The organism is Teichococcus vastitatis, assembly GCF_003604215.1.
GTDB classification, from domain to species: Bacteria; Pseudomonadota; Alphaproteobacteria; order Acetobacterales; family Acetobacteraceae; genus Pseudoroseomonas; species Pseudoroseomonas vastitatis.
Genome location: NZ_QXGS01000009.1, coordinates 53,862 through 78,703, shown reverse-complemented (window position 1 = coordinate 78,703; position 24,842 = coordinate 53,862). Strand labels below are relative to the sequence as shown.

The window sequence follows — 24,842 nt, the reverse complement described above, 5'->3', positions numbered from 1 at the left end:
ATCTTCAACCGGGATAATTCACGGCATCGTGATTGGCAAGCTCTTATCAACATTTCGGGAGCTGGTTACGCATCGCCCTCCCCGGGCTGTTGCAGCAATGCATCATCATGGGGGAACAAGGTCCGTACCCGGCGCATGGCGCTCCAGAATTCGCCGGCCTCCATTTCGGCCAGCGCCAGCCGCAGCGCCTGCCGGGCGCCTTCCACGGTGGTGGCGGCGATGTAGGCCTCGGTCAGCGCGCGTGCCGTCTGCACCAGGGCAGGCCGCTCCTGGTCATCGCACACATAGGCGCCCTGCATGGCCAGGTAGATGCGGCGGGCAGGTGTGGTGGCATCTTCCGGCTCCATGATCTGGCGGCCGAACAGGAAGCGGACGTGGTTCGACACCAGCATCGTGGTGCGCGTCTTGAACTGCAGCGACGCGCCATTCACCAGCAACTTGTCCCCGGCCCGCAACTCGATCACTAGACGACCCTGGCCGCTGCCGCGCCGGACTTTTTCTGCGCTCATGGTTGGACTTTGAATGGGAAGGTGGAAAGGGTTGGCGATATCACCGGGCGAGGGCAGGGGGCCAAGAGCAGAAGCGTGGATCGCGGAAGCGCTGGCGCAACCGTGTCCGGATGGCGCCATTTTGGGCTGCGGCATGACGCTCTGCTCTCCGAACTCCGTTGATCTCTCCTTAGGATAGCTTTGCTAACTCAATGTTTACGGCAAAAGCGACTAAGCCAATGCGCGTAAAGGTTTATAGCGCAGGCCCAGCGATCCCAGGGACACAGGGCCGTCAGCTTCATCACGAGGGGGTGAAAATCTGATTGATGTTCGCTACATAAAATTCCACCCGATGGTTCCGGCTTGCTCCAGAAGGGAGAGACCGACCTTGACCGTCCCGACGCCCGCCGATGAAGCTCAACGAATTGCCGCCTTGCGCGCCTATGAGGTGCTGGATACCGCCTGCGAGGCCAGCTTCGACAACATCGCACGCCTCGCTTCCATGGTGACCGGCTGCCCCATCGCCGCCGTGTCTTTCACTGATGTCGAACGGCAATGGTTCAAGGCCCGGATCGGCACCGATCTTGCGGAATGCCCACGCGAACTCGCGTTCTGCGCCCACGCCATCCTGCAGCCCGACCGCCCGATGGTGGTCGACAATGCCGCTCAGGATGTGCGGTTCCGCGAAAATCCATTGGTGAACGGGCCGGCCTCGTTGCGCTTCTACGCCGGGGCGCCGCTGGTCAATCCCGCTGGCCAGCCCTTGGGCACGCTGTGCGTGATGGACCGGCGACCGCGACGCATGAATACCGAGCACCGGCAGGCGCTCGCGCATCTTGCGGAAACGGTGGTCACCACGCTCGAACTGCGCCGCGCCATGAACCAGGCACGCGGCGCCGCCCTGAGCGATCCGCTGACCGATCTCGGCAACCGCCGCGCATTGCTGGACGCTTTGTCGCTGGCTGTGGCCCGGCACGCCGCGTCGGGTGTGCCGTTCACGCTGCTGTATCTCGACCTCGATGGTTTCAAGCAGGTCAATGACCAGCAGGGGCACGCCACAGGCGACAGGGTGCTCCGCCAGGTGGCGGAAGTGATGCGGGGCGGATTGCCCGCGGGTGGCTGCGCGGCGCGGCTGGGTGGCGACGAGTTCGCCATGCTGTTCACCGATGATTGGCCTGAAGCCGTGGCGGAACGGCTGCGCCAGGCCCTGGAAACCGCGATGTCGTGGCAAGGTTGGGCGGTCACCGCATCGATCGGCGCCGTGACCGTGAACGATGCGGGGCTCGGTCTGGACGAGGTGCTGGCGGCGGCCGACGCCTCGATGTACCGCGCCAAGGGGGCCGGCAAGAACCGCGTCCAGCACCGGTGGCTCAGCCAGGTGTCTGAAACCGCCGCCTGAGGCGGCGGCCTGGGTCAGGCGCCGAAACGGTCCCGGACCCGGCCTTCCAGCACCTTCGCCCAGACACCGAGCCGCCAGAACCGGTGCAGCGGCATCGGCCGGATCGGGGTCACCGGCATGTCCAGCGCCTCGGGCGTGGTGCCGAGCAGGCGGCGGGCCAATTGCCCGCCCATCGCCGTGGCCATGGCGACGCCGCGTCCGTTGTAGCCATAGGCGGCCAGCAGCCCCGGCGCGGGCTCGTGCAGATGCGGATAATGGTCGCGAGTCATGGCCAGCTGGCCGTTCCAGCCATGTGTCCAGCCGATGCCGCGCAGCGCCGGCCACAAGGCCTCGGCATAGCGCGTCAGATAGGCAATCCGCCCGGGACCTTCAATCGGGCTCTGCGGCCCACGGCCTCCCATCAGCAGCCGGTTGCCGGCGTCCACGCGGTAATACACGGTGATGTGGCCGCTCTCGTACAGCGCGCCGCGCAGCGGGAAGATGTCCCGGTGCAAAGCCTCGGGCAGCGGTGCCGTGGCGACCACCGAGCTGAACACCGGCGCCAGGCTTTGCCGCAGGCCGGGCCAGAGATCGCCGGTGTAGCCGTTGGTGGCCAGCACCACCTGCTCGGCGAGCAACGCGCCGCCGGGCGTCGCCACCCGCCAGCGATCGCCGTCCCGCCCCAGTGACAGCGCCGGCGTTTCGCCATGGATGCGGGCGCCGAGCTGCGATGCGGCCCGCGCCAGCCCTCGGGCGTAGGACAGGGGATTCAGGTCGCCGCCCCTCCGGTCCAGCATGGCGCCACGGTAGCGCCGCGTGCCGCTCAGCGCGTGGATGCCGGCCTCGTCCAGGAACTCGACCGGCATGCCGCGACGCAGGCATTGTTCGGCGGTGGCCCGCACGGCGGCGGCATGGGCCGGCCGCAACGCGGCACGCAGGGTGCCGTTCTGCCGCGCCTCGCAGGTGATCTGATGGCGGCGGATGAGGTCGAACACCCGATCGGGCGCGGCATAAGACAGCGCCACCATGCGCCGGCCGAGCTCGGGTCCCCAATCCGCCTCCACCGTGTCCGGATCAGGCTTCAGCCCCGGGTTGACCTGACCGCCATTGCGGCCAGACGCGCCCCAGCCCGGCTCCGCCGCCTCGATCAGCGTCGCCGCGACGCCCTGCTCTGCCAGGTGCAGCGCGGTGGACAGGCCGGTGAAGCCGCCGCCGATGATGGCCACCGGCACCCGGTGCTCACCCTGCAGCGGCGGTGTCGGCGCGGCGGGAATGGCGGTGGCGGCATACAGCGAAGGCGGCAGCGGCGCGGTTGGCATGGCGGCCCTGATCATCCGATGGGGTTCATCCGGCGGGTGTCATCTGGGGGGTTCAATCCAGCGGGTGCAGCACGCGGTGCAGGAAGTCCTGCGTGCGCGGCTCGCGCGGCGCAGTGAGGATCTCGCCGGGCGGTCCTTCCTCCACGACCTTGCCGCGATCCATGAACACCACGTGGTCGCCGACCGAGCGGGCGAAGCCGATCTCATGCGTCACCACCATCATGGTCATGCCGCCGCGCGCGAGGTCGCGCATCACCGTCAGCACCTCGCCCACCAGTTCGGGATCGAGCGCGCTGGTCGGCTCGTCGAACAGCACGGCGCGCGGCCGCATCGCCAGGGCACGGGCGATGGCGACGCGCTGCTGCTGGCCGCCGGAAAGCTGCCGCGGATAGGAACCTTCGCGCCCGGCCAGCCCCACCTGGGCGAGCAGTTCGCGCCCGCGCGCCTCGGCGGCGGCGCGCGGCTCGCCCAGCGCGTAGATCGGCCCTTCGGTGACGTTCTGCAGCGCGGTGCGGTGGCTGAACAGGTTGAAGCGCTGGAACACCATGCAGACGCGCTGGCGCACGGCGCGAATCGCGGCGCGGTGCTCCCGGTTCACCACCTGCCCATCCACCCGGACGCTGCCGCCCTGATAGGGCTCGAGCCCGTTGACGCAGCGCAGCAGGGTCGATTTGCCGGAGCCAGAGGGGCCGATCACGCATACCACCTGGCCTTCCGGCACGCGCAGCGAGATGCCGTCCAGCACCCGCAGCGGGCCATAGCTCTTCTGCAGCCCATCGATCTCGATCATCCGCGGCCGAACCTTTTCTCCAGCCGGCCGACCAGCACGATCAACGGAACGCTGAGCGCCAGGTACAGCAGCGCGGCCAGGGTGAAGACTTCCTGGTTCTTGAAGGTGGAGGAAGCGATCAGCCGCGACTGCGTGGAGATCTCCGCCACGGTGATGACGCTGGCCTGGCTGCTGTCCTTCAGCATCATGATCAACATGTTGCCATAGGGCGGCAGCACGATGCGCGTGGCCTGCGGCAGGATCACCCGCGTCATGACCCGGAAGCGCGACAGGCCGAGGCTGTCCGCCGCCTCCACCGCGCCGGGGTCCACCGCCAGCATGCCAGAGCGGAACACTTCGCCCATATAGGCCGAATAGGCGACGCCGAGGCCGATCACGCCGGCCTGAAAGGCGGACAGATCGACGCCGAACTCAGGGAGCACGAAGTAGATGTAGAACAGCTGCACGATGATCGGGATGCCGCGCAACGTGTTCACGATGGCCAGGGCCGGCCATTCCAGCCAGCGCAGCCCCGAGGTGCGCATCAACGCCCAGATCAGCCCGAGCAGCGTGGCGATCACCAGCGCGCAGAGGGTCAGGGCAACTGTGATCCAGACGCCCTGAAGCAGGATCGGCAGGAAATCGCGCGCCGAGGCGAGAAAGCCGGCGAGGTTCATGCCCGCGCGGCGGGCGGCAGGTTCCACTTGGTGATCAGCGCCTGCACCGTGCCATCGGCCAGCAGCTTGGTCAGCCCGGCATTGATCTTCGCCATCACCGGATCGCCCTTGCGGGTGCCGATGTTGACGGTGCCGACCACGGAAGGCTTGTAGCCCGGCAGCAGGGTGACGCCGCGGAAGGCGCCCTGGGCGATCTGGTAGCCGACGATCGGCCCGTCGCCGAAGCCGACCTTGATGCGGCCGAGCGATACGTCGCGCATGATGTCGGCCACGCTGTCATAGGTGCGCAGGTCGAGCCCGGCCTGCTTCGCTGCCTCGGCATAGGTGGTGCCGAGTTGCGCCCCGGCGGAGAGGCCCTTCAACTCGGCCATGCTGGTGCCGGGCAGGCTCGCGCCCTCCTTGATCACCGCGCCCTCGCCATAGGCGTAGACCGGCTCGGAGAAGTCGATCTGCTCGCGGCGGGCGGCGGTCGCGGTCATGGCCGCGGCGATCACGTCGATGCGGTTGCTGGTCAGGGACGGGATCAGCGCCGCGAAGGGCGTGCCCTGCACCTCGACCCCGAAGCCCTGCTCCTTGCCGATGGCGTTGATCAGGTCGACCATGAAGCCGGTGATGCTGTTGGTCTTGGTGTCGAGAAAGGTGAAGGGGATCCCGGTCGGGGTGGAGCCGACGCGGAGCACCTGTTCCTGCGCCCGGAGCGCCACGCCGGGTGCCCCGAGGGTCAGGGCGGCGGCGCCCAGCAACGTCCGGCGTGCGATCATCTCGGCCTCCTCATCCTGTGCCGCCGATTGGGTCACAGCAGGCATTCCCCGACAAGCCGAATTTTCATATGAATGAAAAAGCTATGGCAGATTTCACAGCTCGCCCGGAAGCGCTCAGTGCCGCCGATCCTCTGGATGCTTCCATGGGTCAGCAGATCCGCGCGCTTCGGCGCCAGCGCGGCTGGTCCCTGCAGGAGGTCGCGGCGCGGGCGCAGATTTCCATCGGCTTCCTCAGCCAGATGGAGCGCGGACTATCATCGCCGACGCTGCGCGACCTGATCCGCATCGCCGAGGCGCTGGGCACCAGCCTCGACAAGTTGCTGGAACTGGCGCGGCCGGAAGCGGCGGCGGACGGGCCGGTGGTGCGCGTGGCGCAGCGCCGCGACGTGGCGTTCCACCAGGGCATCACCAAGGAGGCACTGACGCCGCCCGGCAGCATCGGGCTGGCGCTGTACCTCGTAACGCTGGAGCCCGGGGCCCGTACGGGTGACGGGCTTTACGCCCATGCCGGGCAGGAGGCGGGCATGGTGCTGCAGGGCCGGCTGCTGCTCACCGTGGGCTGCGCCGATTACTGGCTGAGCGAGGGTGACAGCTTCGGCTTCCCGAGTGTTGTTCCGCACGGCTTCGCCAACGCCGCCCAGGCGGTGACGCGGGTGCTCTGGAGCAATGCCGCGCCGGACCGGCCGGCTGCCGGTCAGTCCTGCGGCGCCGGCGACTTGAAGTAAGGCTCGACGCTGCCCTGCACCTTCATGGTCATCGGGTTGCCCTTGCGGTCCAGCGTGGTGCCGATGGTGAGACGCACCCAGCCCTCGCTGACGCAGTACTCATCGACATTGTTCTTCTCGACGCCCTTGAAGCGGACGCCCACGCCGCGTTCCAGGGCTGCCGCGTTGTAATGCGGGCTTTTCGGGTTGCTCGACAGTCGGTCGGGCGGAGTGTCGCTCATGATGCGCCTCTGCTGCGGGAGGGGCGGGTGATAGCCACCCCGCCCCGGCTTGCCAAATCCGGGACGGATCAGGATTCCCGGGCGATGATGCCGTTCACCGTGCGGCAGGCCGCGACCACCGCCAGAAGCAGCAGCCCCTGCCGGATCATGCCGCCGGGCGTGAAGCGGTAGCCGCCTGCCCGCAGCATGTCCGGCACATAGTGAAGGTATTGCTGCAGTTCCGGCTCCAGCTGCATGCCGCCCAGGATCTGCAGCCCGATCCACCACAGGGCGCCGGCGATCAGCAATAGCGGACCGGCCAACTCCGCCACCAGTTCAATCAAGGTGAAGGCGAAGGTCACAAGCCCCCAGAACAGGATGCGCAGGCCCCGCAAGGCCAGGGCCGGGCCGCGCGTGCCCCGCAGGCGGCGATGATCGGCGTCATAGCGGGCCGGGGCGATGGACATGGCGGGGATCCTCCTGCGGAACGGTCCGGGGCCGCGGAGCGGGCAGCCCGGGGCGGGCAACGCGGTGCCTTACCGGCATTGGCTGCCAGGTTCAAACCTGACCCCGCGCATCAACCGGAAGGCGCCGAAACCGGGTGGAGCGGTATGCCCCCCGTCGCGAAAGCCTGGAGGTTGCCGAGCGTGGTCTCGGCAATGGCGCGCATCGCAGCCGCGGTGAAGAAGCCCTGATGGCCGGTGATCAGCACGTTGGGAAAGGTCAGCAGGCGCGCAAACACGTCGTCCTGCAGCACGGTGGCCGAGAGATCCTCGAAGAACAGGTTGGCCTCCTCCTCGTAGACGTCGAGGCCGAGATGGCCGAGATGCCCGCTCTTCAGCGCCGCGATCACCGCCTGCGTGCCCAGCATCCCGCCGCGGCTGGTGTTGATCAGCATGGCCCCGGGCTTCATCCGGGCCAGCGCCTCGGCATCGATCAGCCGGTGGGTCGCCGGCGTCAGCGGGCAATGCAGGCTGACGATGTCGGATTGCGCCAGCAGCTCCGGCAGGGAGACATATTCCAGCCCGAGGCGGGCCGCGGTTCCGGCATCGGGAAACGGATCATGCGCCAGCAGCCGGCAGCCGAAACCGCCCATGATCCGGGCAAAGGCCCGCCCGATCTGCCCGGTTCCAATGATGCCGACGCTTCTGCCATGCAGATCCAGGCCCAGCAGGCCGTCCAACGCGAAATTGCCCTCCCGCACCCGGGCATAAGCCTTGTGCAACCGCCGCCCCAGCGACAGCACCAGCGCCGCGGCATGCTCGGCCACGGCTTCGGGCGCATAGGCCGGCACGCGCCCCACGGCGAGCCCGAGCCGCGCTGCCGCGGTGAGGTCCACGTTGTTGTAGCCGGCGCAGCGCAGCGCGATCAGGCGCGTGCCCTGGTCATGCAGCGCCGCGAGCGCCTCGGCATCGGCACGGTCATTGACGAACAGGCAGGCGGCCTCGGCACCGGCCGCCTGCAGCGCGCTGCGCGGCCCGAGATGGGCCTCGATCCACTCGAAACGGTGCGGCGCCCCGGCGGCCGCATTGGCCGCTTCCAGGAACTGCCGGTCGTAGGGCTTGGCGCTGAACACCGCGACGCGCATGCTGTCTCCTCCTGGCCGGACGCGCCGGCCGCCGCGGCAGCTTGGCACAAGGATTGCCAAGCTGCCGTCACCGCACCGGCTGGACGTCCGGCGCAGCGTGACGGAACGGCGGCCACGTGGCCGCCCGAGACCACCATTTTGCACAGGCCTGAAGCCTGCGTGAAGGAGCACTGTTTTGCATTCGACACCCGATGTGCGTTTGGCGGCCGATATCGGCGGAACCTTTACCGACATCGTGCTGGACGCCCGCGGCACGCGCCACACGCGCAAGGTTCTGACCACGCCAGCCGCGCCCGAGGAAGGCGTGCTCACGGGGATCGGGCTGGCGCTGGACGATGCCGGGCTGCATTTCTCCGACATCGATGTGTTCGTGCACGGCACTACCCTGGCCACCAACGCGATCATCGAGCGGCGCGGCGCCAAGACCGCTCTGGTCGCGACGCAGGGCTTCCGCGACGTGCTGGAGATCGGCACCGAAAGCCGCTACGACCAGTATGACCTGACGCTGGAAAAGCCGGTCCCGCTGGTGCCGCGTGAGTTGCGCTTCACCGTGCCGGAGCGGGTCGACGCGTCCGGCCAAGTCCGGCTGCCCCTCGATGAGGCGGCGGTCGGCGCCCTGGTGCCGCGGCTGCGCGAGCTCGGCGTGCAAAGCGTGGCCTTGGCCTTTCTTCATGCCTATGCCAATCCGGAGCATGAGCAGCGCGCCGCCGCCCTGCTGAAGGCAGCGATGCCGGAACTGGCGATCACCCTGGCCAGCGAAGTATGCCCCGAGGTGCGCGAGTATGAGCGCACCTCCACCGCCGCCGCCAACGCCTATGTGCAGCCGCTGATGGAGGGCTATCTCGGCCGCATGGCGGCGGCGTTGCGCGAACGGCAATATCGCGGAGCGACCTATCTCGTCACCTCGGGCGGCGGCCTGACCGCGCTGGAAACCGCGCAGCGCTTTCCGGTGCGGCTGGTGGAATCCGGCCCGGCTGGCGGCGCGATCTTCGCCGCGCAGGTGGCGCTGCGAGCCGACGAGCAGCGCGTGCTGTCCTTCGACATGGGCGGCACCACGGCGAAGATCTGCCTGATCGAGAAGGGCGAGCCCGCCACATCCCGCGTCTTCGAGGTGGACCGTACGGCGCGCTTCCTGAAAGGCTCCGGCCTGCCGCTGCGCATCCCGGTGATCGAGATGGTGGAGATTGGCGCCGGCGGCGGCTCCATCGCCCAGGTGGACGCCTTGCAGCGCGTCACGGTGGGACCGGAAAGTGCGTCCTCGGTGCCGGGGCCGGCTTGCTACGGCTTGGGCGGCCAGCGCCCGGCGGTGACCGATGCCGACGTGGCATTGGGGCTGATCAAGCCGGAGGGCTTTGCTGGCGGCAGCATGGACCTGAAGCCGGAGCTGTCGCTTCACGCGCTGGGCCGCGAGATCGGCGACAAGCTCGGTCTGTCGCCCGAGATGTCGGCCTACGCCGTGTACGAGATGGTGTGCGAGAACATGGCCAGCGCCGCGCGCGTCCACGCCGCCGAGCGTGGCGCAGTGATCGGCCAGCACACCATGATCGCCTTCGGCGGCGCGGCGCCGCTGCATGCCGCGCGCGTGGCGGAAAAGGTGGGCGTGCCGCGCGTCCTGGTTCCGCCCAATGCCGGCGTCGGCTCGGCCGTCGGCTTCCTGGCCGCGCCCGTGGCCTATGAGATCGTCCGCTCCCGCCCCGCACGGCTCGACGAGGATTTCGATGGCGACGCGGTGTCCGCGCTGTTCGCCGAGATGACGAGCGCCGCACGCGCCCTGGTGGAGCCCGGCGCGCGCGGCGCGGCGCTGTTCGAACGCCGCAGCGCCTTCATGCGCTACGTCGGCCAGGGCCACGAGATCACCGTGGATCTGCCGGACCGCACCTTGAGCGCCGCCGACGTTCCCGAGCTGCGCCGGATCTTCGAGGCCGAGTACGCGGCGCAGTTCGCCCGCGCCATCCCGGCCGCGGCGATCGAGGTGCTGAACTGGTCCGTGCTGGTTTCCACCCATGCGCGGCGCCCGGAGATGGCCCCCATGGTGGCACCCGCACCGGCGCCGCAGCCCGCGGGGCTGAGATTGATCTTTGACGGCCGCGCCGAAAAGAAGGTGGAGGTGCCGCTTTACCGCCGCGAGGCCATGGCGCCTGGCGCCCGAATCGCCGGCCCGGCGCTGATTGCCGAGGACGAAACCACCACCTTTATCTCCGCCAGCTTCGATGCCCATATCGATGGCAGCGGCTGCATCGTCATGGAGCGGAAGGCAGCATGAGCAGCAACATGACCGAATCCACGCCCAAGGTCGGCTTGATCGACCTCCAGATCATGTGGAACCGCCTGATCGCCGTGGTTGGCGAACAGGCACAGGTGCTGATCCGCACCGCCTTCAGCCCCATCGTGCGCGAATGCGGTGATATTTCCGCCGGAATCTTCGACCTGAAGGGGCGGATGCTGGCGCAGGCGGTGACCGGCACGCCCGGCCACGTCAACTCCATGGCCGAGGCGGTGAAACACTTCATCCGCCACTTCCCGACCGAGACCATGCGCGAGGGCGATGCCTACATCACCAACGACCCCTGGATGGGCACGGGGCACCTGAACGACTTCGTCATCACCACGCCCGCCTTCCACAAGGGCAAGCTGGTGGGGCTGTTCTCCTGCACCAGCCATCTGATGGACATCGGCGGCCTGGGCAACGGGCCTGAAGCCTCCGACGTCTACATGGAAGGCCTTTACATCCCGATGCTGAAGCTCATCGACCGGGGCGTGGTCAATGAAACGCTGATGGCGATGATCCGTGCCAACACCCGGCTGCCGGTGGACACCGAGGGCGATACCTACTCGCTGGCCGCCTGCAACGATGTCGGCGTCAGGGCACTGTCGGCGATGATGCAGGAATTCGGCATCGACAGCCTCGATCCGTTGGCGGAGCACATCATCGAGAAGTCGCGCGCCGCCGTGCTGGCGGAGGTCGCCAAGCTGCCGAGGGGCAGCTGGCGCTATGCCATGACGGTGGACGGCTATGACCATCCGCTGACGTTGGAAGCGACGCTGACCATCGCCGACAGCGGGATTCATGTCGATTACAGCGGCACCTCGGACATGGTCCGCCGCGGCATCAATGTGCCGATCTCCTACACCACGGCCTACACGGTGTTCGGCCTCGGCTGCGTAGTGGCCTCGCACATCCCGAACAATGCCGGCTCGCTGGCGCCGCTGACGGTGTCGGCGCCGGTGGGGTCGGTGCTGAACGCGCCGAAGCCGGCGCCGGTCTCCTCCCGTCACGTGCTGGGGCAGATGCTGCCCGACATGGTGTTCGGCTGCCTGCGGCAGGCATTGCCGGACCGGGTGCCGGCGGAAGGCACCTCCTGCCTTTGGAACATCACGGTGCGCGGCGAGCGCCGGAACCCCGGCAAGGCGCATCCGGTCTTCGCCCTGGCGATCACCACCAATGGCGGCACGGGCGGCCGCCCGGCGCAGGACGGGCTCTCGGCCACGGCCTTCCCGTCCGGCGTCATGGGCACGCCGATCGAGATCGCCGAGATTCAGTCGCCGCTGATGTTCTGGCGCAAGGAGTTCCGCCCCGACAGCGGCGGCGCCGGACGGAGCCGCGGCGGCCTGGGCCAGGTGATGGAGATCGCCAACAACGACGATTCCCCGTTCGAACTGCTGGCCGCCTTCGACCGCATCGCCTTTCCGCCGCGTGGCCGCGATGGCGGCGGCGACGGCGCTGCGGGCCATGTCGGCCTGGCCTCGGGCCCGGTGTTCCGCGGCAAGGGGTTGCAGGTGGTTCCGCCGGGCGAACGGCTGGTGGTGCTGACGCCGGGCGGCGGTGGCCTGGGCGATCCGAAGCTGCGCGACGCGGCAAAGCTTGCCGCCGACCAGCGCAACGGACTGGTGTCGGAGGAGGCCGCGATGCGGCTCTACGGCGCGCAACAGGCCGCAGAATAAACCCGCAGAAACCAGGCCGGGCCGAAGCAGCCCGGCCGCCACGGCTTTACAGGAGAGTTTGCATGACCACGCGTCGCACCCTGATGACGGCGGCCCTAGCCACCCTGGCCGCTCCCGTCCTGATCCGCCCGGCGCGCGCCGCCACCCAGTTCGACCTGGCCACGGTCTGGCCGGATGGCAATTTCCACACCGTCAACGCCAAGCGCTTCGCCGCGGAAGTGGCGAAGGCCACGGACAACGCTGTGACCATCAACGTGCAGGCGGGCGGCGCGCTCGGCTTCAAGGGACCGGAACTGCTGCGCTCGGTGCGCGACGGGCTGGTGCCGATGGCGGATGTGCTGAACAACCAGCAGATCGGCGACGCGCCCACCATGGGGATCGAGAGCATCTCGTTTCTGATCGGATCCTTCGACGAACTGAAGGTGCTGCACAAGTACCTGATGCCGGAATACGACCGCGTGGCGAAGGCCAACAACCAGAAGTTCCTTTATGTGGTTCCCTGGCCGACGCAGTACCTGCATGTGAAGACGCCGATCTCCTCGATCGACGGCCTGCGCGGCGTGCGCATCCGCTCCTCCGACAAGACCACGGCCGACATGTGCAATCTGCTCGGTGCCGCCGGCACCATGATGCCGTGGGGCGAGGTGGTGCCGGCCCTGGCTTCGGGCCGCATCGACGGCGTCTGCACCTCCGCGACCTCCGGGGTGGACGGACGATTCTGGGAATTCCTCAAGGCCGCCTACCGCACCAACCATACCTTCTCCTCCCAGCTGGTCAGCATCAACCTCGACAGTTGGAACGAATTGTCCGCGGCGAACCGGCAGGTGATCGAGGGCGTGGCCAAGGCGCTGCAGCCAGAGTTCTGGAACGTTGCCGCCATGGATGACACCAACAGCGTCCGCAAGCTGACCGAGGGGGGCATGCAGGTGGTGGATGTGGATCCCGCCATGCTGGCCGAGATGCGCCGCCGCACCGCCAGCATCAAGGACGACTTCATCAAGCGCGTACCCGCGTCGCGGCCGATCATCCAGGCCTACCTCGCTGAACTTGGGAGGGCCTGAGTTGCGCAGTGCCGTGCTGAGCAGGGACAGCGCGGGAGCCGGCGGCGGGGCCGCGGCCCTGCTGCGCGCGTCGGACCGCATCGCAGCCCTCAGTGGCGTCTTCGCCACGCTCTGCCTTTGCGCGCTGCTGCTGCTGATCCTCGCGGGGGTAGGCCGCAGCATCCTCGGCAAGCTTTCCCCCGATTGGGGCGGCGAGATCACCATTGCCTGGGAATACAGCGCCTATCTGATGGGCGCCGTGTTCATGTTCGGGGCGGCGGCCGGGCTGCGCGCGGGATCGCATGTGCGCGTCTCGATCCTGCTGGCGCGCACCGGGCCCGCGCTGACCCTGCTGCTGGAGGTGCTCTCCACCGTGATCGGCCTGCTGGTGTGCGGTTTCCTGGCTTGGTCCTTGTTCAACTTCACCCTGCGCGCCTGGAACAACGACCAGCTGTCGAGCGGCAGCCTGACGCCGCTCTGGGTGCCGGATGCGGTGCTGGCACTGGGCGCCTTTCTGCTGGCGCTGCAGATGGCGGTGCGGCTGCTGCGGCTGGTGATCGGCGTGCCCACCGAGGATGACGCGCTGAAGGCCGGGAGCGTCAGCGAATGACCGGCGTCATGGGCGCGCTGTTCGGCGCGCTGTTCGGCATGCTGGCGCTGGGTGTGTGGGTCGGCATCGCGCTGATCGCCACCTCCATTGTGCTGCTCTACAGCTTCCGCAACCTGCCGGTGGACCGCCTGCTGGCGCAGTACACGTTCAACATCTTGACGACGCCGGAACTGGTGGCGCTGCCGCTGTTCATTCTGATGGGCGAGTTCCTGTTCCGCACGCGGTTGTCGCGTTCGCTGTTCAACGGGCTTTCTCCCTGGGCGGCCCTGCTGCCGGGGCGGCTTCTGCACGTCAACGTCATCGGCTGCACCATTTTCGCGGCGATCTCCGGATCCTCCGCGGCGACTACCCAGGTGGTCGGCCGCATCGCGCTGAATGAGCTGAGCAAGCGGGGCTATGACAAGCGCATCGCCATCGGCAGTCTCGCCGGGGCGGGCACGCTCGGCTTCCTGATCCCGCCCTCCAGCATCATGATCATCTACGGCGTGCTCGCCGATGAATCGGTGCTGCGTTTGTTCACCGCCGGCGTGCTGCCCGGCCTGCTGCTGGCCGCCTGCTTCATGGCCTGGGTGATGCTGCACAGCACGCTCAATCCCGCCCTGCTGCCGGAGCGCACGGCCGAGGAGCGCGGCATGAGCTTCGGCCAGCGCCTCGCCGCGCTGCGCGAGCTGGCGCCGACGCTGTTCCTGATCCTGTGCGTGCTCGGCTCCATGTATGCCGGCATCGCAACGCCGTCGGAGGCGGCGGCGGTGGGCGTGCTGGGCGCGCTGCTGGTCAGCGCGCTGCAGGGCGAGCTGACCTGGCCGACGCTGAAGGCGGTGGGCCTGGGTGCGGCGCAGACCTGCGGCATGATCGGGCTGATCGTGCTGGGCGCCTCGATCCTGGGCAACGTCGCCGCCATTCTGGGCGTGCCGCGGCAGGTGGCGGAAATCGTCACCGAGTGGGGCTTGTCGCCGCTGATGCTGATCGTGGCGCTGACCCTGCTCTACCTGGTGCTCGGCTGCTTCCTGGACGGCTTCTCGATGATCGTCATGACGCTGCCGGTCGTGCTGCCGCTGGTCTTGGCGGCGGGCTTCGACAAGCTGTGGTTCGGCATCTACCTGGTGATTGCCGTGGAGATGGCGCAGATCACGCCACCGGTGGGCTTCAACCTGTTCGTGATCCAGGGGCTGACGGGAGAGTCGCTGTCAACCATTGCCAGGGTCACACTGCCTTACCTGCTGATCATGGTGGCCTTTGTGTTCCTGCTGGTGCTGGCGCCGGGCATCGTCGGCATCCTGCCGTCCCTGCTGCTCGGCTGATCCGAGGCGGCGGCCCGCAAGGCCGCCGCCCACGGCGTTCAACCCGCGTAGGTGACCTTGACCTCGCCCACGCCCTCGCAGGTGCCGTGCAGGCTGTCGCCTGGCTTCACCGCGCTGACACCGGCCGGGGTGCCGGTCATGATCAGGTCGCCCGGCAGCAACTCCACGTAGCGCGAGAGGAAGGCAATGCTTTCCGGCACCGACCAGATCATCTGGTTCATGTCGCCGGTCTGCTGCACCTTGCCGTTCACCGACACTTCGATCTTTCCCCGGGTCGGGTGGCCGATTCTGGCGGCGGGCACGATGGCGCTGATCGGCGCCGACTGGTCGAAGCCCTTCGACAGCTCCCACGGGCGGCCCATCTTCTTGGCCACTGCCTGAATGTCGCGCCGGGTCATGTCGAGGCCGACGGCGTAGCCATAGACGTGGTTCAGCGCGTCCGCCTCGGCGATGTCCTTGCCGCCGGTGCCGATCGCCACCACCAATTCGATCTCATGGTGGAGATCCTGGGTCTGGCCAGGGAAGGGCAGGGTGCCGCCGCCGGGCACCACGGCATTGGCCGGCTTCGAGAAGAAAAAGGGCGGCTCGCGATCGGGATCATGGCCCATCTCGCGGGCATGGTCGGCGTAGTTGCGGCCGACGCACCAGATGCGGCCAACGGGAAACAGGCCGGCCTCGCCCTCGACCGGCACGGTGGCCGGCTGCGGCGCCTCGATGACATACTGCATGCGGATCGCTCCCCAGGCCCGTCGCGCGGGCCGGTTATGGTCTGCCGGAATGGGTAGGAGGGGGGCAGGTACCCGTCAAGCCGGTGGTGGGCGGGTGGGCAGCCGGCTGGCTGGCAGGCGGCTTGCAGGAGCGGGGCGACATGCAGGGAGATGGCCATGGGCCTGTACCGAAGCGACTTTCAGGGCGAGCGGCACCGCTTCGCCGATCTGCGGGTGGTGCTGGCCAAGGCGTCGCCGCGCCGCTCGGGCGATGAACTGGCAGGGCTGGCGGCGGAGAGCGACGCACAGCGCGTCGCCGCCCGCGCTGTTCTGGCCGACCTGCCACTGTGCCGCTTCCTGGAGGAGCCGCTAATCCCTTATGAGGCGGATGAGGTGACGCGGCTGATCCACGATACCCAGGATCAGGCGGCCTTTGCCCGCATCCGCCACCTGACGGTGGGAGGCCTGCGTGACTGGCTGCTCTCCTATGACGCGACTCCGGAAGCCCTGGCCGCCCTTGCGCCGGGGCTGACGCCGGAGATGGCGGCCGCCGTGTCCAAGCTGATGCGCAACCAGGACCTGATCGCCGTGGCGCGGCGCTGCCGGGTGGTCACCGCCTTCCGCTCCACGATCGGGCTGGAAGGACGGCTTTCCACGCGGCTGCAGCCCAATCACCCGGCGGATGACCTGCGGGGCATCGCCGCCGCGACGCTGGACGGGCTGCTCTACGGCACGGGCGATGCGGTGATCGGCGTCAATCCGGCCACCGACAGCGTGGCCAATGGTCTGGCGTTGCTGGAGATGCTGGAAGGATTGCGCGAGCGCCACGCCATCCCGACGCAGAGCTGCGTGCTGGCGCACGTCACCAACACCATCCGCATGATCGAGCAGGGCGCGCCGGTGGATCTGGTGTTCCAGTCAATTGCTGGCACCGAGGCCGCCAATGCCGGCTTCGGCGTGAGCCTGTCGGTGCTGCGCGAGGCGCATGAGGCGGCGCTGTCGCTGCGGCGTGGCACGGTGGGCGACAACGTCATGTATTTCGAAACGGGGCAGGGTGCCGCGCTGTCGGCCGACGCGCATCACGGCATCGACCAGCAGACGGTGGAGGCGCGCGCCTATGCCGTGGCGCGCGCCTTCCGGCCGCTCCTGGTGAACACCGTGGTGGGCTTCATCGGGCCGGAATACCTGTATGACGGCAAGCAGATCATCCGGGCCGGGCTGGAAGATCATTTCTGCGCCAAGCTGCTCGGCGTGCCGATGGGCGTCGACGTCTGCTACACCAACCATGCCGAGGCCGACCAGGACGACATGGACACGCTGTTCACCCTGCTCGGCGTCGCCGGCGTGAACTTCGTCATCACCGTGCCAGGCGCCGATGACGTGATGCTCGGATACCAGAGCGGCGCCTTCCACGATGCGCTCTACCTTCGCTCCACCCTCGGCCTGCGCGCCGCGCCGGAATTCGAGGATTGGCTGGAGCTGAGGGAGATGACCGACGCCCGCGGCCGCATTCGGGCGCTGGCGCCGCAGCACGCGACGACGCGGCGCCTGCTCTCCGGCGGGAGCGACGCCGATGCCGCGTGACGCCGCGCCGCCGATGACCTCCCCCGCGGACGATCCCTGGGCCGCGCTGCGCCGCTTCACCCCGGCGCGCATCGGCCTCGGCCGCGCCGGGGATGCACCGCCGCTCGGCGCCGTGCTGGATTTCCAGCTGGCGCATGCGCGGGCCCGCGACGCGGTGCATGCGGCCCTTGACCGCGTGCCGCTGCAGGCGGCGCTGGGCGGCCTTCCGTGGCTTGCCGTGCGCAGCCAGGCGCCGGATCGCGGCACCTATCTGCGCCGTCCCGACCTCGGCCGACGCCTGGACCCGGAATGCCTGCCCCTGCTTCCGAAAGGCGAGTGGGACGCCGTGTTCGTGCTCGCCGACGGATTGTCGGCCACAGCGGTGCAGCAACACGCTGCCGCGGTGCTGCGGGCGACGCTGCAACGCCTGCCCGGCTGGCGCGTGGCCCCCGTGGTGATCGCCACGCAGGCCCGTGTTGCGCTGGGTGATGAGATCGGGGAAGCGCTGGGCGCCAGCCTGTGTGCCATGCTGATCGGCGAGCGGCCCGGCCTGTCGGTGGCCGACAGCCTTGGCGTCTACCTGACCTACGCGCCGCAGCGCGGCCGGCGGGACTCGGAGCGTAACTGCATCTCCAACATCCACCGCTCCGGCGGGCTCGCGCCGGAATCCGCAGCCGACAAGCTGGCTTGGCTGATGACCGAGGCGCTGCGGCTGCGGCTCACCGGTGTCGAACTGAAGGACGAGCAGCCGCCGCACCTCGAACACGGCGCGCCCGGGGTGGGTTCCCGGCCTGTCCTGGGCAGCGGCGGACCCTCCGCGGACCGGCCGTTCTGAGCGTCAGGAAGGCCGGCCCGCGGGGTTGACCTCCGGTTCCTCGCGTCGGCGGCCTCAAACCCGTGCCCAATCCTCAGCCGAGACGCTTCGCCGATTCCATCGCCGCCTCCACCTCTGCCCGCAGCGCCGCCTCGTCCAGCAGCACGATGGCGAGCGGCCCGACCTGGAGGCGGCCGGCGTGGGCCAGTTCCGCGAGGTCGCGCGACACGGTTTCCCGCCGCGCCCCGATGCCCGCGGCGAGATCGGGCCGGGGGTGGCGGAAACACCGCTAGGCCGCCCCCGCTTCCGGTGGCCGTGGCCGGGCGAGGCGTAGCAGCGCCGCGTACACCAGCAGCCGGCGGTTCTGGCTGCGCACGCGCTCCGCCAGCACCGTGACCAGCCGCCGGCCAAGCGGCGGCAAGGAAGGCGGGCGAATTCGTGCCGGATTTCGACTGCCCTTCCACGGAGGTGCGCGTCGTGCTGCGCGGCGGGCCACTGCGGGTGCTGATGCGCACCAGCGGCGGCCGGGAAAAGATCGTCGCCGAGGTCGCACCGGGGCGTCCGTGGGGGAACTCGCGGCCTTAGCCGGCCCTGTCTTCCCTCCTTCGGCCGGCATCCGCGCGGTGCACCGCGCGCTGGTCGCGGTGCTACCCGGCGAGGTGTTCGTGGAACTGGTTCCCGGAAGGCCGCCATACGCGGCGCGGCCTCGGCACGCGCGAGCGCGGCCCCTCGAAGAAAGTGAGCCGGTCGAGGCTCGGTGGCAGGCGCTCCATGTCCCGCGTAATTCCCTCACCTGGTGTGCCGCGCAGCATCCAGGTGGGCCACGTGCGCCAGGCGATAGCGCCCGCCCGTACTGCCGGGAGCTCCACCCTCAGCCGCGGCGATCCGGTCGGGATCAGCAGCTTCGCGCGCTTCAGCGACCGCAGCAACTCCGCATCGGGATGCGGCCGCGCGGCCTCCTTGATTTGATGCTCGAAGCCGGCATGCTGCACTGTGAGCCGCGACAACAGGGTGGATTCACGTGGTCGTCGCAACACCTGTCTGCGCTGATCGTAGCACCGCATCAAGAGCTTCGGCTGGCGTTCTCCAGCCGAGCGTCTTGCGCGGTCTCGCGTTGAGTGCTGTCGCTACGGCGATGAGGTCATCGCCGCTGTATGCCACCAGGTCGGTTTCCTTGGGGAAGTACTGTCGCAGCAGCCCGTTCGTGTTCTCGTTCGTGCCGCGCTGCCACGGCTGTGCGAACCGCAGAAGTATACCTGCAGCCCGGTGTCGATCCGCAGCCGCGGATGCTCCGTCATCTCCGTACCTTGGTCCCAGGTGAGTGACCGCCGCAGCGCCTCCGGCAGGGTGATGATCGTGCGCGTGATGGCGTCACACACTGCCTCTGCACCATGCCCGGCCAGCGCCGGCCCGTTCTTCGCGCGGAGCCCGTTCCCGTGGCCTGGCATGCGCGGCAGGTGTAGCAGCATCGTGAACCGTGTCGTGCGCTCCACCAGGGTGCCGATCGCCGAACTGCCAAGGCCGAGGATCAGGTCCTCCTCCCAGTGCCCCGGCACGGCCCGATCGTCCGCCTCCGCTGGACGCTCGCTGATCTTCACCTCAGGGCCGACATGTGACTTCCCCCTCCCCGCGGCTCCGCGCCCGCGGTACGCGGAGTGCCCGACCGGTGCGCAGACACGCCGTCAGCTCTCGCCGCAGTGCGCCGCGGCCCTGGATATAAAGCGACTGGTAGATGGCCTCATGGCTGATCCGCATCGCCCCATCGTCCGGAAAGTCGAGCCGCAGCCGCCACGGCACCCGCCAGCCGGTCCTGCACATAAGCCCTGAGCACTGGCTGCTTCACCAACTTCGCCGGCTTCGGACGCCGCGCCGCCTGCTCGGCGTGCCACTGCGCCGTCGTGGCCCGGTACTCCAGCCCGCCGCTGCGCGTCGCAGCATTGCGCCGTAGCTCGCGCGAGACCGTCGAAGCCGCCGGGCAACCTCCCGCACCCCATGCCCCTGCGCACGCCAGAGCGCGATCTCCTCGCGGTCCGCAAACGACAGGGATCGCCCCGAGGGCGACTTCGACGACCGCCCGAGCGTTGATGGTGGCATCCCGCCCGCCTCCTGAAACCATCGGGACCCTACCGCCTCCGAAACCCCTGCGCCGATCGCCGCGTCCCAGCTCGACTGGCCCGCCGCAATCAACCTCCAGAACTGCCGCCGGTCCTCACGCCGGGCTACCCCCGGCCGCCCCGGCGAGGGAGACTTTGCCCGCAAAGCCAGATCCGAACGCCGCCGACCCGCCATCGCAACCACCCTCCGCCTCGGTGTTGCGACGACCACGTGAATCCACCCAGCCATGCGCGCTCGCCTCCTCGGGGAGCAGCGCCTCGCTGGCCTGGGACCGTAGCGGTGTTGCGCGGAGTCGCTTGAGAAACAGGTGCAACCGCTCCGCAAGGGCGTGCACGGGCGTCGCGAGGCTGCCGGGGATCGGAAGCGAGCGGGCGTCGGCGGTCATGGTCGGCGTCTCCGTCATCTGCAGGTCCGGGAATGGGCCGGGTCCAAGCTCGGCATCGGTGGCCCGCCATGCAACGGGGCGGCGGCACACCCCGTGCGGAAGCGCACAACCGTGACCTCGATCTTGCGGAACAGGCACATCAGGTGCCCGGCTCGATCTGGACAGGGGTGCGAAGGGCGGCAACATCGTTCAGCAGACGCAACCAGGCCCCTCTGGCCGGCGACATGCCGCCATGTCGGACTGTCCATACCACGTTATGGAGCCCGATCCTCATGGGCCTGTTCGATCCCCTCCTGTTCGGCAGCTTGCTCGGCAAGCTGGGCTGGATGTGGCTCGCCTTCATCGCCATCGTGGCCGCGCTGCTGGTGCTCGACCTCGGCGTGCTGCACAAGGAGAACCGCGAAATCGGCGCGCGGGAGAGCCTGGCGCTGTCGGCCGGCTATATTGGCCTCGGCCTGGCCTTCGGTGGCTGGGTCTGGTGGTATCTCGGACCGCAAGCCGGGATGGAGTACCTCACCGGCTTCGTCGTGGAGGAGGCGCTCGCGATGGACAACGTGTTCGTTACCGCCATGATCGTCGCCTTCTTTGTTGTGCCCAGACTGTACCAGCACCGCGTGCTGTTCTGGGGCATCCTCGGCGTCATCGTGCTGCGCGCGACGATGATCGGCCTCGGCGCCGCCATCGTGTCCGAGTTCTCCTGGGTGCTCTACGTCTTCGCGGTTTTCCTCATCACAACGGGCGTGAAGATGCTGGTGTTCGCCGAACAGGAATACGACGTCGGCAACAACCCGCTGCTGCGCTTCATGAAGCGCCGCTGCAACGCCACCGAGGAGCACCACGGCGAAAGCTTCTTCGTCCGCCTGCCCGATCCGGCCCGCCCGGGCCGCACGGCGCGGCTTATGACGCCGCTGTTCCTGGCCCTGGCGCTGATCGAGATCGCCGACGTCATCTTCGCGGTGGACAGCGTGCCGGCGATCTTCGCGATCACCACGGACCCGTTCATCGTCTACACCTCCAACATCTTCGCCATCCTGGGCCTGCGCGCCCTCTACTTCGCGCTCGCTGCCATGGTGCACCGCTTCCGCTACCTGAAATACGCGCTGGCCAGCGTGGTGATCTTCATCGGCTCCAAGGTGTTCCTCGCCGACCTGCTGGGGATCGACAAGGTGCCGCCAGCCCTGTCGCTCGGGATCACCTTCGGCATTCTGGCCGCGGGGGTGGTGCTCAGCCTGCTCAGGACGCGGAAAGGCGAGGCCGCGCGGCGCACGGCCTGATCGCGGCTGCGGCCGACACCCGTGCCACGGGAACGGCACGGGCCAGCCGCGGCGTATGGTTCGCGGCCGCGCGGGTTAATCCGTGCTCTCGTACCAGGTGCGGCCGTCGCGCTCGATCATGGCGATGGCGGCGCTTGGTCCCCAGGAACCGGCGAGGTAGGGGCGGGGGGCGTCGCGCCGCTCGCTCCAGCCGCGCAGGATCGGCTGCACCCAGCCCCAGGCGGCCTCCACCTCGTCGCGGCGCATGAACAGGGTGGTGTTGCCGCGCACCACGTCCATCAGCAACCGCTCATAGGCGTCCGGATAGCGCTGGCCGAACGCCTTCTCGAAGGAGATGTCGAGGCCGGTGGGCTTCAGGTGCAGCCCGCCCGGTCCCGGTTCCTTGGTCATCATCTCGAGCCGCATGCCCTCGGCCGGCTGCAGCCGGATCAGCAGCCGGTTCGGCTGCAGCTCGTGCTGGTCGCGCGGGAAGATCGAGAAGGGCGGCGTGCGGAACTGCACCACGATCTCGCTCATCTTGCGCGGCAGCCGCTTGCCGGTGCGGAGGTAGAAGGGCACCCCCGCCCAGCGCCAGGAATTCACCTGCATCTTCAGCGCCACGAAGGTTTCGGTCAGGCTGTCGGGCGCGCCGAGATCGGCCAGGTAACCCTGCACCGGCCGCCCCTCGGCGGCGCCGGCGGCGTACTGGCCGCGCACCGTGCAGCTGTTGACCTCGTGGGCCTCGACCCGCTGCAGCGCGCGCAGCACCTTCAGCTTCTCGTCGCGCACCGCGTCGGTGTCGAGCGAGATCGGGCTCTCCATGGCCAGCAGGCAGAGTAGCTGCAGCATATGGTTCTGCACCATGTCGCGCAGCGCGCCGGAACGGTCGTAATAGCCGCCGCGCCCCTCGACGCCGACCGTCTCCGCCACGGTGATCTGCACGTGGTCGATGGTGTCGGCGTGCCACAGCCGCTCGAAGATCGGGTTGGCGAAGCGCAGCGCCATCAGGTTCTGCACCGTTTCCTTGCCGAGGTAGTGGTCGATGCGGAAGATCTGCTTCTCCGGCAACACCTCGCCCACCGCGTTGTTGATCGCCTGGGCGGAAGCCAGGTCGTGGCCGATCGGCTTTTCCAGCACCACGCGGGACAGCGCGTTCAGACCGCCATGCTCGGCCAGCCTGTGGCAGATCGGGCCATACAGCTCCGGCGAGGTGGCGAGGTAGAAGGCACGCACCTGTTCCGGCCGCTCCTGCAGCGTGGCCACCAGTTCGGGCCATCCCTGCGGGCCGAGCGCATCCACCGTCTGGTACTGCACCAGGCCGAGGAAGTCCTGCAGCAGCCCGGCCTCCAGGCTGGCGGCGTCGACGTGCTGGCGCAGAGCCGCTTCGGCACGGACCCGGTAGGCGTCGGTGTCGAGCTCGGTCCGCGCCGCGGCGATGATGCGGCTGCTGGTCGGGAACTGCCGGTCGCGGAAGCGGTGGAACAGCGCCGGCAGCAGCTTGCGCATGGTCAGGTCGCCGGTCGCGCCGAACACCACGCCGTCAAAGGAAGCCACGGGGAGGATTCGGGCCATGCTGGCGCTCCTGGATCAAGGAAGCCGCAGCATAGACGCGGCCGCGGCCTGCTCCAAACCGGCCGGTGGTTGACAACGCCGGCCGGATGCGGTGCTCCGGAATGGTGCAGGGAGGAGCGGCGCGATGGTTTCATGGCAGCAGGCGGAAGCCAGGGCGGCGGTACTGGCGAGCGGCTGGACCGCCGACGAACCCGGGGGCGTGGTGCTGGGATTCGACCGCGGCGGCGTGCGCTTCGTGCGGGCCGCCGGCCTCGCCAGCCTGGAACATCGGGTGCCATTCACCGCCGCGACGCCGACGCGGCTTGCCTCCATCACCAAGCACGTGTTCTGCGCCGCCGCGTTGCGTGATGGGCTGGATCTCGCACGGCCGCTCGGCGCCGTGGTGCAGGGCTTGTCGCCGGATATCGCCGCCGTGCCGTTGCGCCGCGCCCTGGACATGACCGGCGGCCTTCCCGATCTGGCGGAAAGCTTCGGCCTGCTCGGCATCCCGAGCACCGCCAGCATCGATCGCCCGACCCTGCTGGAGCTGGCGCGTGGCCTGCCGGGGGTGAACTTCACGCCCGGCCACAGCATCGCCTATTCCAATACGGGCTATCGCCTGGCCGAGGCGGCCTTGTCCTCCCGCTTCGATGAATTGCTGGCGCGGCACTTCCCCGGACACGGCCTGTTCTACCCCGAGGACGAGGCGGAGCCGGTACCCGGCCTCGCCACGGGCTATTGGAAGGATAAGGAGGGACATTGGCAGCGCGGCCGCTACGGGCTGAACTTCTCCGCCTCCGGTGGGCTGGCCTGCTCGGCCGAGGCGCTGATGCGCTGGGCGCAGCAGCTGATGGAGGGGCAGGGCGGCACCGCGGGGCTATGGCAGCAGCTGGCCTGTTCCGGCCGGCTGCAGGATGGCACCGAAACCGGCTACGGTCTCGGCCTGTCCCGCGTGGCGCTGACGGGGCCACTGCTCTGGGGCCATGGCGGTTCCCTGCCGGGCTACAAGAACCACATGCTGCTGGCACCTGAGCTGGGCGCCGGCGTGATCGTGCTCAGCAATCGCGAGGAAACCGCCGCCTACGGCTTGAGCCTCGCGGTGATGGCGGCGTTGACAGGAATGACGCTTCCGGGACCGGGTCGCCTGCCGCCGGGCCTGTTCAGCGAGGTGGACGGGCCGTTCTGGGCCGAATCCACCGGCGACGCGGTGCTGCTGCTGGGAGCGCAGGAGCCGCTGCATGCCGGCGATGATGGCACGATGCGCGGCCTGCAATCCCATCTTCCCTTCGAATTGCGGCCTGGCCCGGAGGGCGGGCTGGAAGGCCGGATCGGCCACCGTGCGGTTCGCCTGGATGCGGTCGAGGCGGAGGCCGGGCTGGATCACCGGCTGCTCGGCCCTTGGCGCGGCTCCGGCTTCGGCGACGAGGCACGATTGGAGATCAGCCTCTCCGGGTCCGGCGCGGTGCTGCGCCTGCCGGGCATAGCAGCGCCGCCGGTGCGCCTGCGCCCGCTGGGCCGAGGCAAGGCACTGGCGGTGCGGCCGAACCCTCCAGGTGCCAGCCGCTTCGCCCTTTGGCTGGAACAGCCGGATACGCTGCTCCTGGTATCCCAGCGCAGCAGGGTGCTGCGGTTCCGACGCTGCTGACCGGCTGAGGT

At 69.0% G+C, this 24,842-nt stretch carries 25 protein-coding genes and 2 pseudogenes; 11 read left to right on the top strand and 16 right to left on the bottom strand.

Going from position 1 to position 24,842, the window contains the following annotated elements; translation table 11 throughout:
* Window positions 1–65: 65 nt before the first annotated feature.
* A complete protein-coding gene (locus D2K64_RS13275; protein ID WP_157985834.1) occupies window positions 66–509 on the bottom strand; it encodes a flagellar biosynthesis repressor FlbT in 444 nt (147 codons plus the stop codon).
* A gap of 367 nt (window positions 510–876) precedes the next feature.
* Between D2K64_RS13275 and D2K64_RS13270 the strand changes: the two genes are divergently transcribed.
* Window positions 877–1,887, top strand: a complete 1,011-nt coding sequence (locus D2K64_RS13270; RefSeq protein ID WP_162306194.1) for a sensor domain-containing diguanylate cyclase — start codon at window positions 877–879, stop codon at window positions 1,885–1,887.
* Window positions 1,888–1,901: 14 nt separating this feature from the next.
* On the opposite strand, the gene D2K64_RS13265 is transcribed toward D2K64_RS13270, so the two are convergent.
* The 4 genes from D2K64_RS13265 to D2K64_RS13250 are packed head-to-tail and all read right to left on the bottom strand — an operon-like array spanning window position 1,902 to window position 5,392.
* Window positions 1,902–3,185 carry an NAD(P)/FAD-dependent oxidoreductase gene (locus tag D2K64_RS13265; protein ID WP_120008913.1) on the bottom strand — a complete coding sequence of 428 codons (1,284 nt, stop codon included), beginning with the start codon at window positions 3,183–3,185 and terminating at the stop codon, window positions 1,902–1,904.
* Between the two features lie 52 nt (window positions 3,186–3,237).
* Window positions 3,238–3,975 (bottom strand): amino acid ABC transporter ATP-binding protein, encoded by a 738-nt coding sequence (locus tag D2K64_RS13260; RefSeq protein ID WP_120008845.1) that lies wholly within the window; start codon window positions 3,973–3,975, stop codon window positions 3,238–3,240.
* The gene (locus tag D2K64_RS13255) at window positions 3,972–4,658 is read right to left on the bottom strand and encodes an amino acid ABC transporter permease (protein ID WP_238384172.1); all 687 of its coding nucleotides are present in this window, start codon (window positions 4,656–4,658) and stop codon (window positions 3,972–3,974) included. Before D2K64_RS13255 ends, D2K64_RS13260 begins: the two co-directional genes overlap by 4 nt.
* Window positions 4,628–5,392, bottom strand: a complete 765-nt coding sequence (locus D2K64_RS13250; protein ID WP_120008911.1) for an ABC transporter substrate-binding protein — start codon at window positions 5,390–5,392, stop codon at window positions 4,628–4,630. The genes D2K64_RS13255 and D2K64_RS13250 overlap by 31 nt, the downstream gene beginning before the upstream one ends.
* 143 nt (window positions 5,393–5,535) lie before the next feature.
* Between D2K64_RS13250 and D2K64_RS13245 the strand changes: the two genes are divergently transcribed.
* Window positions 5,536–6,117, top strand: coding sequence for a helix-turn-helix domain-containing protein (locus D2K64_RS13245; protein ID WP_162306193.1), 582 nt, complete (start codon window positions 5,536–5,538; stop codon window positions 6,115–6,117).
* Here the strand turns inward: D2K64_RS13245 and D2K64_RS13240 are convergent.
* The 3 genes from D2K64_RS13240 to D2K64_RS13230 all read right to left on the bottom strand — a co-directional run bounded on the left by D2K64_RS13240 (window position 6,087) and on the right by D2K64_RS13230 (window position 7,905).
* Complete coding sequence (locus tag D2K64_RS13240) at window positions 6,087–6,338, bottom strand: DUF3297 family protein (RefSeq protein WP_120008843.1); 252 nt, start codon at window positions 6,336–6,338, stop codon at window positions 6,087–6,089. The genes D2K64_RS13245 and D2K64_RS13240 overlap by 31 nt on opposite strands.
* A gap of 68 nt (window positions 6,339–6,406) precedes the next feature.
* On the bottom strand, window positions 6,407–6,784 hold the full coding sequence (locus D2K64_RS13235; RefSeq protein WP_120008842.1) for a hypothetical protein: 378 nt from the start codon (window positions 6,782–6,784) through the stop codon (window positions 6,407–6,409).
* A gap of 110 nt (window positions 6,785–6,894) precedes the next feature.
* A complete protein-coding gene (locus D2K64_RS13230) occupies window positions 6,895–7,905 on the bottom strand; it encodes a 2-hydroxyacid dehydrogenase (RefSeq protein ID WP_120008841.1) in 1,011 nt (336 codons plus the stop codon).
* A 175-nt stretch (window positions 7,906–8,080) separates the two neighbouring features.
* Between D2K64_RS13230 and D2K64_RS13225 the strand changes: the two genes are divergently transcribed.
* The 5 genes from D2K64_RS13225 (at window position 8,081) to D2K64_RS13205 (ending at window position 14,798) form a co-directional block, all read left to right on the top strand.
* On the top strand, window positions 8,081–10,168 hold the full coding sequence (locus tag D2K64_RS13225; protein WP_162306192.1) for a hydantoinase/oxoprolinase family protein: 2,088 nt from the start codon (window positions 8,081–8,083) through the stop codon (window positions 10,166–10,168).
* 8 nt (window positions 10,169–10,176) lie between these two features.
* Complete coding sequence (locus tag D2K64_RS13220; protein ID WP_120008910.1) at window positions 10,177–11,847, top strand: hydantoinase B/oxoprolinase family protein; 1,671 nt, start codon at window positions 10,177–10,179, stop codon at window positions 11,845–11,847.
* 62 nt (window positions 11,848–11,909) lie between these two features.
* The gene (locus D2K64_RS13215) at window positions 11,910–12,908 is read left to right on the top strand and encodes a TRAP transporter substrate-binding protein (protein ID WP_120008839.1); all 999 of its coding nucleotides are present in this window, start codon (window positions 11,910–11,912) and stop codon (window positions 12,906–12,908) included.
* A gap of 1 nt (window position 12,909) precedes the next feature.
* Complete coding sequence (locus D2K64_RS13210) at window positions 12,910–13,497, top strand: TRAP transporter small permease subunit (RefSeq protein WP_157985833.1); 588 nt, start codon at window positions 12,910–12,912, stop codon at window positions 13,495–13,497.
* Window positions 13,494–14,798, top strand: coding sequence for a TRAP transporter large permease (locus tag D2K64_RS13205; RefSeq protein ID WP_120008837.1), 1,305 nt, complete (start codon window positions 13,494–13,496; stop codon window positions 14,796–14,798). The genes D2K64_RS13210 and D2K64_RS13205 overlap by 4 nt, the downstream gene beginning before the upstream one ends.
* Window positions 14,799–14,836: 38 nt before the next feature.
* Here the strand turns inward: D2K64_RS13205 and D2K64_RS13200 are convergent, their stop codons facing one another.
* Window positions 14,837–15,526 carry a fumarylacetoacetate hydrolase family protein gene (locus D2K64_RS13200; RefSeq protein ID WP_120008836.1) on the bottom strand — a complete coding sequence of 230 codons (690 nt, stop codon included), beginning with the start codon at window positions 15,524–15,526 and terminating at the stop codon, window positions 14,837–14,839.
* A 150-nt stretch (window positions 15,527–15,676) separates the two neighbouring features.
* On the opposite strand from D2K64_RS13200, the gene D2K64_RS13195 reads away from it, so the two are divergent.
* Together D2K64_RS13195 and eutC are read left to right on the top strand one after the other, a co-directional pair.
* Window positions 15,677–17,089: an ethanolamine ammonia-lyase subunit EutB gene (locus D2K64_RS13195; RefSeq protein WP_456316374.1), complete on the top strand. Its 1,413-nt coding sequence runs from the start codon at window positions 15,677–15,679 to the stop codon at window positions 17,087–17,089.
* On the top strand, window positions 17,079–17,903 hold the full coding sequence (eutC, locus tag D2K64_RS13190; protein WP_120008835.1) for an ethanolamine ammonia-lyase subunit EutC: 825 nt from the start codon (window positions 17,079–17,081) through the stop codon (window positions 17,901–17,903). Before D2K64_RS13195 ends, eutC begins: the two co-directional genes overlap by 11 nt.
* Before the next feature lie 73 nt (window positions 17,904–17,976).
* Here the strand turns inward: eutC and D2K64_RS13185 are convergent.
* The 6 genes and pseudogenes from D2K64_RS13185 to D2K64_RS13170 form a co-directional block, all read right to left on the bottom strand.
* Window positions 17,977–18,141: pseudogene (locus D2K64_RS13185) on the bottom strand (helix-turn-helix domain-containing protein); the annotation flags it as partial.
* A 30-nt stretch (window positions 18,142–18,171) separates the two neighbouring features.
* A complete protein-coding gene (locus D2K64_RS25945) occupies window positions 18,172–18,303 on the bottom strand; it encodes a hypothetical protein (protein ID WP_274379304.1) in 132 nt (43 codons plus the stop codon).
* A gap of 226 nt (window positions 18,304–18,529) precedes the next feature.
* On the bottom strand, window positions 18,530–18,889 hold the full coding sequence (locus D2K64_RS13180; RefSeq protein WP_120008833.1) for a hypothetical protein: 360 nt from the start codon (window positions 18,887–18,889) through the stop codon (window positions 18,530–18,532).
* A gap of 10 nt (window positions 18,890–18,899) precedes the next feature.
* Window positions 18,900–19,237 (bottom strand): annotated as a pseudogene (locus D2K64_RS26165) (IS30 family transposase); the annotation flags it as partial.
* Window positions 19,238–19,721: 484 nt separating this feature from the next.
* Window positions 19,722–19,976 (bottom strand): helix-turn-helix domain-containing protein, encoded by a 255-nt coding sequence (locus tag D2K64_RS26160; protein ID WP_370764851.1) that lies wholly within the window; start codon window positions 19,974–19,976, stop codon window positions 19,722–19,724.
* Window positions 19,977–20,091: 115 nt separating this feature from the next.
* Window positions 20,092–20,382, bottom strand: a complete 291-nt coding sequence (locus tag D2K64_RS13170) for a hypothetical protein (RefSeq protein WP_157985832.1) — start codon at window positions 20,380–20,382, stop codon at window positions 20,092–20,094.
* A gap of 272 nt (window positions 20,383–20,654) precedes the next feature.
* Between D2K64_RS13170 and D2K64_RS13165 the strand changes: the two genes are divergently transcribed.
* Window positions 20,655–21,656 (top strand): TerC family protein, encoded by a 1,002-nt coding sequence (locus tag D2K64_RS13165; protein ID WP_120008831.1) that lies wholly within the window; start codon window positions 20,655–20,657, stop codon window positions 21,654–21,656.
* Between the two features lie 75 nt (window positions 21,657–21,731).
* Here the strand turns inward: D2K64_RS13165 and zwf are convergent, their stop codons facing one another.
* Window positions 21,732–23,207, bottom strand: a complete 1,476-nt coding sequence (gene zwf / locus D2K64_RS13160; RefSeq protein WP_120008830.1) for a glucose-6-phosphate dehydrogenase — start codon at window positions 23,205–23,207, stop codon at window positions 21,732–21,734.
* Window positions 23,208–23,331: 124 nt separating this feature from the next.
* Between zwf and D2K64_RS13155 the strand changes: the two genes are divergently transcribed.
* The gene (locus D2K64_RS13155; RefSeq protein WP_120008829.1) at window positions 23,332–24,831 is read left to right on the top strand and encodes a serine hydrolase domain-containing protein; all 1,500 of its coding nucleotides are present in this window, start codon (window positions 23,332–23,334) and stop codon (window positions 24,829–24,831) included.
* Window positions 24,832–24,842: the final 11 nt, after the last annotated feature.